This is a genomic window from Herpetosiphon gulosus, assembly GCF_039545135.1.
Taxonomy (GTDB): Bacteria; Chloroflexota; Chloroflexia; order Chloroflexales; family Herpetosiphonaceae; genus Herpetosiphon; species Herpetosiphon gulosus.
Window position 1 is genome coordinate 166,431 of sequence record NZ_BAABRU010000006.1, and the last position, 12,735, is coordinate 179,165.

General features: G+C 46.9%; 9 protein-coding genes and 1 pseudogene. 4 read left to right on the top strand and 6 right to left on the bottom strand.

Annotated elements, in window-relative coordinates; all coding sequences use genetic code 11:
• Positions 1-9: 9 nt before the first annotated feature.
• Complete coding sequence (locus ABEB26_RS09705) at positions 10-1,692, bottom strand: class I adenylate-forming enzyme family protein (RefSeq protein WP_345721784.1); 1,683 nt, start codon at positions 1,690-1,692, stop codon at positions 10-12.
• 122 nt (positions 1,693-1,814) lie between these two features.
• Between ABEB26_RS09705 and ABEB26_RS09710 the strand changes: the two genes are divergently transcribed.
• Together ABEB26_RS09710 and ABEB26_RS09715 are read left to right on the top strand one after the other, a co-directional pair.
• Positions 1,815-2,354 (top strand): hypothetical protein, encoded by a 540-nt coding sequence (locus ABEB26_RS09710; RefSeq protein WP_345721785.1) that lies wholly within the window; start codon positions 1,815-1,817, stop codon positions 2,352-2,354.
• Between the two features lie 81 nt (positions 2,355-2,435).
• Positions 2,436-3,554 (top strand): hypothetical protein, encoded by a 1,119-nt coding sequence (locus tag ABEB26_RS09715; protein ID WP_345721787.1) that lies wholly within the window; start codon positions 2,436-2,438, stop codon positions 3,552-3,554.
• A gap of 22 nt (positions 3,555-3,576) precedes the next feature.
• Here the strand turns inward: ABEB26_RS09715 and ABEB26_RS09720 are convergent, their stop codons facing one another.
• Positions 3,577-4,125: a hypothetical protein gene (locus tag ABEB26_RS09720; protein WP_345721788.1), complete on the bottom strand. Its 549-nt coding sequence runs from the start codon at positions 4,123-4,125 to the stop codon at positions 3,577-3,579.
• A 148-nt stretch (positions 4,126-4,273) separates the two neighbouring features.
• Positions 4,274-4,771, bottom strand: a complete 498-nt coding sequence (locus tag ABEB26_RS09725; RefSeq protein ID WP_345721789.1) for a pyridoxamine 5'-phosphate oxidase family protein — start codon at positions 4,769-4,771, stop codon at positions 4,274-4,276.
• 122 nt (positions 4,772-4,893) lie between these two features.
• Here ABEB26_RS09725 and ABEB26_RS09730 point away from each other — a divergent pair, with 122 nt between their 5' ends.
• Complete coding sequence (locus tag ABEB26_RS09730) at positions 4,894-5,826, top strand: aldo/keto reductase family protein (protein ID WP_345721790.1); 933 nt, start codon at positions 4,894-4,896, stop codon at positions 5,824-5,826.
• 53 nt (positions 5,827-5,879) lie between these two features.
• Here ABEB26_RS09730 and ABEB26_RS09735 read toward each other — a convergent pair whose 3' ends face one another.
• Positions 5,880-6,347, bottom strand: coding sequence for a hypothetical protein (locus ABEB26_RS09735; protein WP_345721791.1), 468 nt, complete (start codon positions 6,345-6,347; stop codon positions 5,880-5,882).
• A gap of 233 nt (positions 6,348-6,580) precedes the next feature.
• A pseudogene (locus ABEB26_RS09740) lies at positions 6,581-6,973 on the bottom strand (lectin OAA family protein); the annotation flags it as partial.
• A 413-nt stretch (positions 6,974-7,386) separates the two neighbouring features.
• Between ABEB26_RS09740 and ABEB26_RS09745 the strand changes: the two are divergent.
• Positions 7,387-10,971, top strand: coding sequence for a PAS domain S-box protein (locus ABEB26_RS09745; RefSeq protein ID WP_345721792.1), 3,585 nt, complete (start codon positions 7,387-7,389; stop codon positions 10,969-10,971).
• A 270-nt stretch (positions 10,972-11,241) separates the two neighbouring features.
• Here ABEB26_RS09745 and ABEB26_RS09750 read toward each other — a convergent pair whose 3' ends face one another.
• Positions 11,242-12,660, bottom strand: a complete 1,419-nt coding sequence (locus ABEB26_RS09750) for an aldehyde dehydrogenase family protein (RefSeq protein ID WP_345721793.1) — start codon at positions 12,658-12,660, stop codon at positions 11,242-11,244.
• Positions 12,661-12,735: the final 75 nt, after the last annotated feature.

Consider the following 12,735-nt stretch of genomic DNA (forward strand, 5'->3'; position numbering starts at 1 on the left):
CAGCAGCCACTACTCACGAAACTGGCTGTCATTCCATTCGGCAAAGAGTTCTTGCAGGCGCAAACGTTGATATTTGCCCGTTGCAGTAACCGGAATTTCCGTGCCAAACACCACAACTTTTGGGCATTTAGCAAAGGGCATCTGGGTACGGCAATGCGCCAAAATTGCTTGCGCCTCAAGTTGTGCACCATCTTCGGGCACAATATACGCGCCCACTTCCTCGCCATACCAATTATTAGGGAAGGCAATTGCTAAAGCAGTCCGCACCCCAGGCACGGCTAACAGCACTTCCTCAATCTCAAATGGGCTATATTTTACCCCACCACGATTGATCAGTTCTTTGAGGCGGCCTGTGATAAACAAAAACTGACGACCTTGGGCATCCCATTGATAAAAGCCCTCGTCGCCTGAGCGAAACCAGCCATATTTAAAGGCTTCAGCGTTGGCATCAGGCCGATTGAAATAGCTCATCATCACATTATGGCCGCGAATCACAATCTCGCCGCGCTCGCCTTCGGATAAGGCATGGCCTTGGGGATCATGCACCGCCATTTCATTTGGCCAAATCGCCACCCCAATGCTCGGATAGCCAAAATCTTCCATCCAATGGCGATATTCGGCATCGCTCAGGTTGGTTGGCAAGAAGCATGAATAGCATGTGGTTTCGGAAAGCCCATAGCCGTGGAGCACCCGCACCCCAAATTGATCATAAAAGCGCTTGGCTAAAGCTACAGGCAACGTACCAGCACCACAAATTAAATAGCGTAGGTGGCTGCGTTCAAATTGGCTGTGTTCTGGTTTGCCTTCGCATAAATATTGCAAAATTGTTGGCACAACCGAAACAATCTGTACCCGCTCGTTGGCGATGCGCTGCCAAAATGTGCCTGCACTAAACGTCCGATTCAGCACCACCGAAGCCTGGGCCAACAATGGGGTAACCAAGGTCACCACAATCCCATTCACGTGGTGAATTGGCAAAATTGCCATCAAACGGCTGGTTGAATCAATCCCATGCCAGCGCATAATCCCAGTGCAATCGGCCAGTAAATTATAATGGCTCAATTGAACGCCTTTGGGAGCGCCAGTTGTGCCCGAGGTATAGACCAACAAGGCTTCATCATCAAGGCTTGGTGCTTGACTTGGCTCAAATGTTGCTGGTTGGGCAGCCAAGGCTTGTTCAAAATCAGCATCCAAGGCCACCACATGCTCAACACCTGCGGCATGGCTGCAAATAAGCTTGGCCCGTTCGAGATATTCAGTTCGTGCCAAAACCACCCGAACCGCAGCATTATCCAAAATAAAGCCAATCCGCTGATCGTCCTCGCCGACATTTTGCGGCGCAATTGTCGCCCCAATCAACCAACAAGCCGCATAAATTGCCACCGTGTCGGGGTGATTATAGGCCAACGTGGCAACCCGCTCGCCATGCTGCACCCCATAAACTGTCGTGAGCAAATTGGCAATTCGGGCCGCTCGCTCAAACAAATCGGCATAGCTCCAACGAATTTCCTCGCCAGCATGATCATTAAAATAGGCCAAATACTCGCGTTGGGCTTCACTCGCCGCCCGAGCTTGCAACAGCTCAGCCAATGAAGACCATGGCGTTTGCACCGTCGTGGCGGGAATTCCAGTGTAGGTATGGGCAGCATTCAACAACTGCATTGTCGTTGGATCAAGCTCAGGGTGCGTCATTGCACAAATACTCCTTAACGGATAGCACACAGCGAACAGCCGCACCATTATATACGATGCTGTAGCGAAGAATTAAGTTAAAATAGCGAGTCACAGATTCATACAAGCAAGGAAAGTGAGTGATGACAGAGCAACAACCAATGGCCGCCGCGCCAATCAAATATCGTGAAGATGGCGAGGTCGATTGGGCCAATATGTGGGAAACATTCTGCGATTTAGCACTTGAGGGTGGGCCATCTCATCGTGGGGTCGATGCAAGCATCCCAATCCAAATTAATGCCAATCCCCAGCATCCCAACTATCTGCAGGTCTATGCTGAACTATGTCGTGGCATTTACGAAGTCAGCGGTTTGAGCGCCCATATTAGTGAAAATCCCGAGTGGCTGGCAATCGAATGTTCGATTGTTGGTCAGGCTCAATGGCTAGCTGGGGCAATTAACCAAGAGCATGTTGCGGCACAAGCCACTGACCAGCAACTGCTTGTGCCAATTCACCAAGATTTTAGCCTCAAAAGCGAAATCAAAAGCGTAATTACCGTCGTTGCCAAAACTACTCACTACTGGACTGAGCACCTGCCACAGTCGGTCAAACAAAGTTTTGCAATTCAAGCTCAATTGAGTAAAGCAGGCCAAAAAATTAAACGGCTGTTCAAGCGCAGCTAAATCAATTGCTTGAAGGAAAGCTCAGCAATCCCCATTGCGTCTTAATGACATCGAAGAGTTATTTTCGTTCGGAGGATTTCAATGGGGATTCACGATTCGTTTGATGATATTGGCAACCAAGCAAGTTCACGACGCTCATTTTTGCGCAATAGCGGGTTGGCAGCCTTAGCAACCGCTGGGGCATTGAGTGCTTTCGATCAAGCGGCAGCCGCTAGCACGAAGCCAGTCCAGAGCGCAAGCATTGCAGCGGCCACAGGCGAGATTCCAGCCAGTGCCCAATTTGCCCGTCGAGCATTTCGCTCGTTGACCTTGCTAGCAATGAGTGCCGTCAGCAGCGACACGCGGTTTGCCCAAAAAGTTTATGGCTTGGCCTTAGCCGATTTAGAAATTAACCTTGCTGGTTTGCAAAACGCCAGCGATAACGTTACCAGCCTGAGTTACACTCCCAACCCCGACGACGACTACGAACCACGCCCTTGGTGGTGGCCACGACCATGGTGGCGACTCAAAGAACAATTATTCACGCCGATTGAGCGGATTCCTGCTGGTGGTTTGGTAGTGCTCGATCTCCATCGCAGCCTTGATGCCTTCAATATGGCCTTTCAATATGGTGACCAAACCTTGCAAGCCGAAAATTTGCGTTTAGCTCGCGGCGAATTACGCAGCCACTTGGTAACCTTGAAAGGCTCAAGTAGCTTTGCTGCATGGGAGCCAGGCGATGATATTTGCCCACCTTGGTGGCCATGGCCGTTCCCCCCAATCCGCAAACCAGGTATTCCAACACCACAACCATTGCTCGAACTTGGCACATTAACCAAAGGCTTGATCAACTATGGTTTAGGCCAATCCATGCACAATGCGGCACTTGGTCGCGCCCGCAGCAAAGCAATTATTGTGCAAATTCAAGGCAGCGCTCGCAAAATGGCTGGCTACGGTGGCAGTTTGGTTGGCTGGGAAGATGGCGATGATATTTGCCCACGCTGGCCGTTCCCATGGCCAGGCCCATGGTCGCTTGGCCAAGTGCTTGATCAATACAGCGCCAGTCCTTCGCCACAACCCTGGCGCGTCGTGGCTAGCGAAGTTTTGCGGGCCAGCACCATTTTTGCCATCGCCAGCAATCTCGGCGATCGTGGGATCGCCCAGGGCTTACGTGATATAGCAATCGTGCAAATTCAAGATCAAGTTGCCAAATTAGGCTAATTGTTGCGCCATTGCAGCCGAGCTACGCAACCCGTTTGCTCGGCTGCAACCGATTAAGTGGCCAAATCTCAAGTTCATCCAACTCGCGTAACAGCCGTTGGGTTGGCACAAACCGCCCGATTGCCTGAATCGAGGCTGGTTGCTCGGGCAATTGTTGAATAACTTCATGGGCAGTTAAATATTGGCTCTGTTGAGCGAACCATGGCCGCAGCTGAGCCACAGGCAAAACATAGACTTTGCTGGTAGCCGCCACATAGCTATACCAATATTCAGCCGCTGTGATGCTCAAACGGCTGGCGGGGTCGGGGTCGGCTTGCCATGTTGGGATAAAAAGCTGTTGATCGTTGCCAATTTCATCGTAATAGAAGGCAATTCGGATGCTGCGCTTGGAACAAGGCGGCATGCGCACTTTCCAGACAATATTGACTGCTAATTGTTGATACAACGGCACATGGGCAACATCATTAACTTCAAGCGTATCGCTAAAGCTCCGTAAATGCTTCATCAGTAACCGCTTAACTTCACGGCTTTGTTGATCGCGTAGCGAGGGAATTTGCAGAATTGTTGCCATTAGAATGCCTCATTTCGTAGTTGCTTCAGTAACCCATTTTGACTATACCAGAACAAAATTTCTATGTCAAGCACATATGTTCAGTTAATATAAAAAAAGGCCAATTGCAGCAAGCAACTGACCTTAATTTGGTGTCAACGATTAATATTTAAAGCTTAACCTTGCCATGCTCCCCAATTTCGGGGCGTTCGCCCGTGACCAACGCCGACAAAAAACCCGCCACTTGGACAAAGGTACTGTTAGGCGTATCCCAATATTCGACAATTTGCGGCTCAACCTTGATCAAAACAATATTGGGGTCGTTTTCATCTTTAAACCAAGCTTTGGCCAGCGGAGTCCAAAGTTCTTTGATTTTGGCGCGATCATCAACGATTTGGGCTGTACCGCTCAGCGAAACATAGCGCGAATCATCAACATCAACAAAAGCCACATTCACTTGCTTAGTTTGGCTTAACTCAGCAATTTTGCCACTATCACGCCCGGTCATAAACCACAAATCGCCATCAAATTCTTTTTGTTGCACTACCATTGGGCGGCTATGCAACGAATTATCACTAGCAACTGTGGTTAACATCGCCAACTTAAAGCCTTTCAATTGCTCAGCTACTTTGCTAATATTTTGTTGAATGCTTGTTTGATCTTGCATTGTAGTATCCTCCAAAACACATTTTCCACTGCATAATCAAGGCAAGAGCTATGCCAAGAACCATGCCAAATTCGTGGTATGATCAAATTGTAATTTCAGCATATCTTCCTGAGGAGGCTTCTGTGGAATATCGACGGCTAGGCAAAGCAGGCATGCGGGTAAGTGCGGTATCGCTCGGCGCATGGTTGACCTACGGCGGCAGTGTCGAAGGCGATCAAGCAGCCCAATGTTTGCGGGCAGCAATCGACAATGGCATCAATTTTATCGATGTTGCCGATGCATATGCCTACGGCGAAGCTGAAAAAGTGGTTGGCGGCGTGATCCGCGATTACAAACGCTCGGATTTGGTGCTTTCTTCCAAGCTCTATTGGCCTATGAGCAACAATGTGAACGATCAAGGGCTAAGTCGCAAGCACATTATGGAATCAATTGATAAAAGCTTGCGCCATTTTGGTACCGATTATTTGGATATTTATTTCTGCCATCGCTTCGATGCCAACACACCACTCGAAGAAACGGTTCGCGCAATGAGCGATTTGGTGCAGGCTGGCAAAATTCTCTATTGGGGAACCAGCGTCTGGGAAGCTGAGCAAATTGAGCAAGCGGTCAACATTGCCAAACAATATAACGGCTATTTGCCCCAAGTTGAACAACCCCGCTACAACATGCTCGATCGCCATATCGAGCCAGCGATCATCCCAACTTGCGAGCAACATGGCCTTGGATTGACGGTTTGGAGTCCTTTAGCCCAAGGCTTGTTAACTGGCAAATACAATACGGGCTTGCCAGAGGGCAGTCGCGGAGCCACCACCAAATGGCTTGATCGCGAACTCAATGAAACCAACTTGAATAAAGTGCGCCAATTAACTACGATTGCTGGCGATCTTGGCCTAACCACCAGCCAATTGGCCTTGGCTTGGGTGCTGCGCTTGCCTCAAATCAGCTCAGTGATTACTGGCGCAACCAAGCCTGAACACGTACTCGATAATATCAAAGCTGGCGAAGTTCAATTAAGTGCTGATGTTCAAGCCCAAATTGAAGCAATTCTGGCCTAAAATAGCAATGCCCCACCAACCAGCTAGTTGGTGGGGCAACTTCAAAGGCTTAATTATTTCATAGTCCATTCGCCGCTGCCACCAGTAACCGATGCGGCCACGGCCAAAGCTGCGCCAGTAAAATTACCAAGGTAATCGTTGCCACGCCAGAACTGAATCGTCACAGCGCCAGCAACCCCAGAAACCACCGTTACTTGGAAGCTGCAATCGCCAACCAGTTGATTGGCGGGTACGCCGATATAGGCACCAGCACTGGTTCCGCCACCAAGCCCAATCCCCCACATCGTGCCATAAAAATGGGTCTTTTGACCATTATCAAAGGTCAAATCACAGGTGCAGGTGCCATAAATAAAGGCGGTTGCAAAGGTTGCCGAGCCAGTTGCGGTTGTGGTTGAGCTTGCAGCTAATTTTTCTGGGGCGTTTTTATTCACGTCAGGAAATGATTGTTTGAGTGATTCAATAGTTGCATCATATTGAGCTTTTGCAATCGAAGCATAATCAATTTGTTGTTGGGTGGTCATGATCATTCCTTTACTACACAAATTCTGATGTCGTTTGAATCGATTCATGATTAAAACGTTGGATCAAGCACAATCCTGAATACTAAACAAGTATTTTTTATAAATCAATTACTATAACCAATCATAAAACTATAAATTTAACGTATTTAAAAATCATTAAGGTGTGATTTTTAAATTTAAACGCAAAAAAACCAGCCATGACCAAACGGCCATGACTGGTTGAAGATTAATCGTTACTGGATCTTACCGCGAAAACCAATTGGTCCTTCGCCTGCATAGACCATCGTGCCATTGAGGGTTTGACCACCATCACGTGAATCAACATCAAGATTGACTGGATTTTGATTATCGCGAGTTCCAATAATCCAATGACCGCCTGGATGCCATGGAGCGCTATCGCCGCCCCATTGATTTTCGACAGCATAGTTGTTGGCACTGGTACGGGTTGCGCGGAATCCGATTGGGCCTTCATTGATGTAGGTCATCGTGCCAGTAAATGTTTGGCCATTATCAGCGGAGGAAATATTGATTGCCACAACATTTTGGTTATTACGCGCACCTAACACCCATGTACCGCCTGGATGCCATGGAGCACTATCGCCGCCCCATTGATTTTCAACCCAATACACGCTCATCGGTTGTCCTCCTAACTAAACCGTTGTACCAAAGAACTCAGCCACAGGCCAAAGCAAAGAAGCTCAGGCATTGATGGGAGCTTTGATTGAACGTGATATTACATTGGCTCGTTGCTGGTTCTGCATGTTAAACGTTACACAATCAGCAATCCTGAACAGATTTTGATATATGATTAACTCATTGCCGCGATCGCTGTTGCAATTGATTGAGCGTGCGCAAACACCTTATGCATCGAGCATTACCTACATAGCAACGATAAGCTCTAAGCTGAAAATTTGTTTATTGCATGAGCCGCTAGGCACTGCTATACTGCTAGAGTGTCCTCTTAACTCGAAACTCACCACACACTTAAGCAAGCCTAAAATTCTGTCAGCGATTGTGCCAAAACCGCGAGGATCGCGCAATGCCCGATATTGATGATTCATCACAGCTAACCGATCTCCCCGCATGGTTGCGCAATGGCGGTATTGCTGGAGCGATGCTACAAAGCATCGACTGGGCCAAGCATCCGCTTGGGCCAATTGATCAATGGCCAAGCGCTTTGCAGACTGCACTCAGCATGGTATTGTATGCCCATGTGCCGATGGCCTTAATTTGGTCTTCTTCACAGACAACTTTTTATAATGACCATTATATTGAATTGCTTGGCAAGCATCACCCCCAACAACAAGCTCAAGCCAATGATCCAGCAGGCTATTTTGGTCAGCAAGCCATCTTTACCGCAATCCAACAAGCCCAACTTGGTCAAATCAAGCTGCTCAAAGCCCATCCAATCGCTCAAGCACACCACCAATGGATAATTGATTTGTCGTTTAGTCCAATTTATGCTGAGCAGGGCACAATTGTCGGGGTACTCAATACAGTCAATCAAATCAATAGCATGCCACGCCAAGCCCAGCCAATGGCTACCAGCCAAACCCCATTTTTAGATTTGTTACAGCAGATTGAACTTCCCTTAGAGCAAATACCCAATTTCCAGCCTGATCAAGAACGGATTGCCCCACTGATTGGCTATATTGATCGCCATTGCTGCTATCGCTTTAATAATCCCGCCTATCAAGCCTGGTTTCAACGACCACTAAGCCAAATAACTGGCTCCAGCGTAGCTGAAGTTTGGGGGGAAACAGCTTATCAGCAATTTTACGATCACATTCATCAAGCTTTGCTCGGTCAAGCGGTCGCCTTTGAGACCGTTATCAGCCTCCAGGATCAACCGATTCGGAGCGTCGCAGTTGAATATCAGCCCGATTTAAGTGCCGATGGCGAGGTACAAGGCTTTTTTAGTTTTATTAGCGATATCAGTACCAACAAAAAATTAACTGTGGCGGTGCAGGAATCCAAACAACGCTTTAATGCAATTTTTCAAACCAGTTCCAGCCCAATGATCATTACCCGTTTAAACGATGGCCTTATTTTAGAGATCAACGAGAGCTTAATCAGCTTATTGGGCTATCAACGCAATGAACTTGTTGGTCAAGCAATTCAAGATCTCAATATTTTTGTTGATCAGAATGATCGCACGCTGATGGTTCGAGCACTCAAAAAACAAAGCTATGTCAGTGATTATGAATTAGAATTAAGAACTAAATCGACCGAAACAATTTTTGTAATTTGTTCAATGACATTAATTGTATTGAATAATAGCTTATGTGGATTTACGGTTATTCATAATATTAACAATCGAAAAATCTATGAACGTAAACTCAAAGAGAGTGAAGAACGCCTACAAATCGTGATTGAAAATCTCAATGAAGGGATTGTCCTCTCAGATATTAATGGCAATCTATTTCATTGGAATCGGGTTGCTTTAGCTATGCATGGCTTTGCAAATATGGAGGAATGTCGTAGTCGAATTCCTGATTTTAACGATTTTTATGAAATTAGCACGCTCGATAACCAAGTTTTAGATATTGAACAATGGCCGATGTCGCGGCTGATTCGTGGCGAAACCCTCGAATCAATCGAGCTGAAAATTCGGCGCATTAACACACCTGTTGTCTGGGAACGGATTTTTCGCTATGGCGGAGCAACAGTAATCAATTCAGCAGGCCATTCAGTCGCATTTTTAACAATTAACGATATTACTGAACGTAAACATGCCGAGGAAAAGCTCCGTTATCAAGCGAATTTATTAGCTCACGTTTCCGATGCAATTATTTCAACTGATAGTAATTATTTAATCAAAAGCTGGAATCGTGCTGCCGAGGAGATTTATGGATGGCAAGCACACGAAGCAATTGGTCAGCGTTTTGGTTCGTTAATCCCGAACGAATATATTCATAATGATTCAAACGAGCAAGCAGGCGCTCAATTATTTGAACAAGCGTTCTGGCAAGGCGAGGTCTATCAATTCGATCGCCATGGCCAACGTCATCACATCCTTAGTAGTGTTTCGCTGATCAAAAATAATCAAGGCCAAATTCAAGGCACTGTTGCCATTAATCGTGATATTACTGCTTATAAACAAGCAACCCAAGCCTTACAAGAGAGCGAACAGCGTTTCAAAATCTTAACCGAATCATTACCACAGTTAATTTGGACGTGTACTCCTGATGGTAAATGCGATTATTTAAGCCAGCAATGGGTGCATTACACTGGTATTCCTGAGGCTGAACAATTAGGTTTAGCTTGGATTAAACAGGTTCATCCCGATGATCAAGCTTTATTTATGCACGAATGGAATCAAGCGCTGACTAATCGGCAAAAATTACATAGTGAATATCGGATTCGCCGTTATGATAATACCTATCGCTGGTTTGATACTCAGGCAGTACCATTATTTGGTCAAAACGGCGAAATTATCAAATGGTTTGGCGCTAGCAACGATATTGATGATCGTAAACGAGCTGAGGATGCTCAATTACGCAGCCAAAAGATGGAAGCCTTAGGAACGCTTGCTGGCGGCATTGCCCATGATTTTAATAATATTTTATTGGCAATTACTGGTAATACCCAATTAGCCATGTTCGATCTTGATCCGCAGCATCCGGTGCAGAATAATTTACGCGAAATTGAAAAAGCTGGCGAGCGAGCAACTGATTTAGTTCGGCGGATTTTAACGTTTAGTCGCCAACAAGAGGTTAAACGTGAGGTTGTACTGCTGCCAAGCATTATCGATGAAGCAATCAAATTATTACGCGCAACTTTGCCAGCCATGGTTGAAATTCAGGTAAACGTTATTGGCCAAATTCCAGCAACGGCAGCTGATCCAACCCAAATTTTTCAGATTATTATGAATTTGGCAACCAATGCGGCTCATGCAATTGGTAATAATCGGGGATTAATCGAAATTCGGCTCGATCTAGTGCATCTGACTGCTGAATTATCGCGCACGATTCCGAATTTGCACGAGGGTCATTATGTGCGGCTATCGGTGAGTGATAACGGTTGTGGCATGGATAAAGAAACGATCAAACGGATTTTTGACCCGTTTTTCACCACCAAGCCGCTAGGCGAGGGTACTGGGCTGGGGTTATCGGTCGTTGATGGGATTATGAAAGGCCACGATGGGGCAATTACGGTTTATAGCCAGATTAACAAAGGCTCAACCTTTCGGCTCTACTTTCCAACGAGCAATGAGTTACCAAACCCAACTCCGCCCAAACGCCAAATCGTCTCGGAAAACGGCTATGCCCATATTTTGTATATCGACGATGAACAAGCCTTGGTCAGTTTGGCAGTTAAAATGCTCAACACTTTAGGCTATGGCGTAAATGGCTTTACCAACCCTCAAGCAGCCTTAGAATATTTTCTACGCGACCCCAGCGCGATCGATGTGGTCATTAGCGATGTCTCGATGCCGCATATGTCGGGCTTTGAATTGGCAAAACATTTATTGGCGATCAAGCCTAATTTGCCGATTATTTTGACCTCAGGTTATGTGCGGCCTGAAGATTATGAACTGGCCCAAGTTTTGGGCATTCGTTCGTTGATTTTAAAGCCTCATACCTACGAAGATTTAGGCTATACCCTCGCTCAAATTCTTTAGATCCAAGCCATTGAAATTTTTTAACGGTTCTTTACCCTTAACTCATCTGCTACTCATCCAAGTAGCATATTATCATCCTCGGAAACCACGCTCGGTACAAGGAAACAGCATCAACAATCGTGACGATGAAAAGACCTTGGAAGGAGATAACTTCATCACCTTCAACCATAGACCGACAAAACCCCTCCTGTGATGGGGTCACACATCGCAGAACGATTCAAAAATCCCCATTCGCCGCTATCCCCCCCTATGGATAGCGGCGAATATCGTTTAGCGTTTGCTCATGATCCGCCGCGACCATGCCGCCAAACGCTTAGCCACCGAGCGATAGGGCGGTTGAAATAAATTGACTACATTTAAGCCACCAAGTTGAAATACTGCCCGCTCATGTGAGAATGTTTTAAAACTGTAAAAGCCATGATAATTGCCTATGCCGCTCTGCCCCACCCCACCAAATGGTAAATGAGGGTTAGCCAAATTGAGCAAAACTCCGTTGATCATACTGCTACCAGCTGGAATTTCGCGCAGGAGCCAGTTGATAATCGCTTGATTCTCGGCAAAAATCGCCATGGTCAAGGGCTTGCCGCTAGCTCGGGTCGCCATAATCACTTCATCAATTTGGTCATACACCAAAATTGGCAAAATCGGCCCGAAAATTTCTTCCTGCATAATCGCCATGCCAGGTTTAACATTGGTCAGCACGGTTGGCGCAAAGCGTGCAGGATGATCGGTTGATTGGCCGCCCAAAGCGACCAACGCCCCTTGCGCTACCGAATTATTGACCAAACCACGCAGGCGAGCAGTAGCATTAGCATCAATCACATTGGCTAAATCAGGCGATTGCAGGCGCGTATAATCGCCTTTGCCATAGTTACGCTCAATTTGTTTAATGATCAATTGGGTCAAGGCTTGGGCTTGCTCACGCTGAACCCAGACATGATCAGGCGCAACACAGGTTTGGCCGGCATTCACAAATTTGCCCCATACAATTGCCTGAGCAGCCCGCTTCAAATCGGCTGAACGATCAATAATTGCTGGCGATTTGCCACCCAGTTCCAAGGTAACCGAACTAAAATGCTCAGCGGCCCGTTGCATCACATATTGGCCAATTCGTGGGCTACCAGTAAAGAAAATATGGTCGAATGGCAGGTCAAGCAGCGCTTCAGCAGTATCAACATCGCCCACAACAGTGGTAACATGCTCAGGTTTGAAGGCCGCAGCGATAATTTTTGCCACAACTTGGGCAGTATGCGGCGTGCGCTCCGATGGCCGCACAAGCGCACAATTCCCCGCCGCCACCGCCCCAATCAAAGGCATAAGCGCCAACGATAGCGGATAATTCCACGGCGCAAGAATCAATACAACTCCACGTGGCTCATATTGAATCCAACTTTTGCTGCCCGTCAGCATGGTTGGAGTTTTAACCCGTTTGGGCTGCATCCATGTTTCAAGTCGTTTGATGGCAAAATTGATTTGCTCGATCACCTGCTGAATTTCAGTGGCCTCAATTTCAGCCGCTGGTTTGGCAAAATCGGCTTGCAACGCCGCATGAATATCTGGTCGGGCTTGTTCGATCGCCCGTTTAAATTGCTGTAAATAGCCAATTCGCTCAGGCGCACGGCTGGCGGCAATCCGCCCGCGCTGGGCCTGCAAAGCAGCAAATTGCCCATGAATTTGCATGAGGTTCATTGATTCCTCCAACACAACATTTCCGCATGCTATTATAAGCGAGCTTTAGTGGCAAAATCTTGCAGCTTGACAAAT

Excerpts from the sequence above, each read along its gene's own strand:
- ABEB26_RS09735 (WP_345721791.1), bottom strand. The coding sequence starts at position 6,347 with ATGACCACCCAACAACAAATTGATTATGCTTCGATTGCAAAAGCTCAA.
- ABEB26_RS09745 (WP_345721792.1), top strand. The coding sequence starts at position 7,387 with ATGCCCGATATTGATGATTCATCACAGCTAACCGATCTCCCCGCATGG.
- ABEB26_RS09750 (WP_345721793.1), bottom strand. The coding sequence starts at position 12,660 with ATGAACCTCATGCAAATTCATGGGCAATTTGCTGCTTTGCAGGCCCAG.
- ABEB26_RS09710 (WP_345721785.1), top strand. The coding sequence starts at position 1,815 with ATGACAGAGCAACAACCAATGGCCGCCGCGCCAATCAAATATCGTGAA.
- ABEB26_RS09705 (WP_345721784.1), bottom strand. The coding sequence starts at position 1,692 with ATGACGCACCCTGAGCTTGATCCAACGACAATGCAGTTGTTGAATGCT.
- ABEB26_RS09725 (WP_345721789.1), bottom strand. The coding sequence starts at position 4,771 with ATGCAAGATCAAACAAGCATTCAACAAAATATTAGCAAAGTAGCTGAG.
- ABEB26_RS09720 (WP_345721788.1), bottom strand. The coding sequence starts at position 4,125 with ATGGCAACAATTCTGCAAATTCCCTCGCTACGCGATCAACAAAGCCGT.
- ABEB26_RS09715 (WP_345721787.1), top strand. The coding sequence starts at position 2,436 with ATGGGGATTCACGATTCGTTTGATGATATTGGCAACCAAGCAAGTTCA.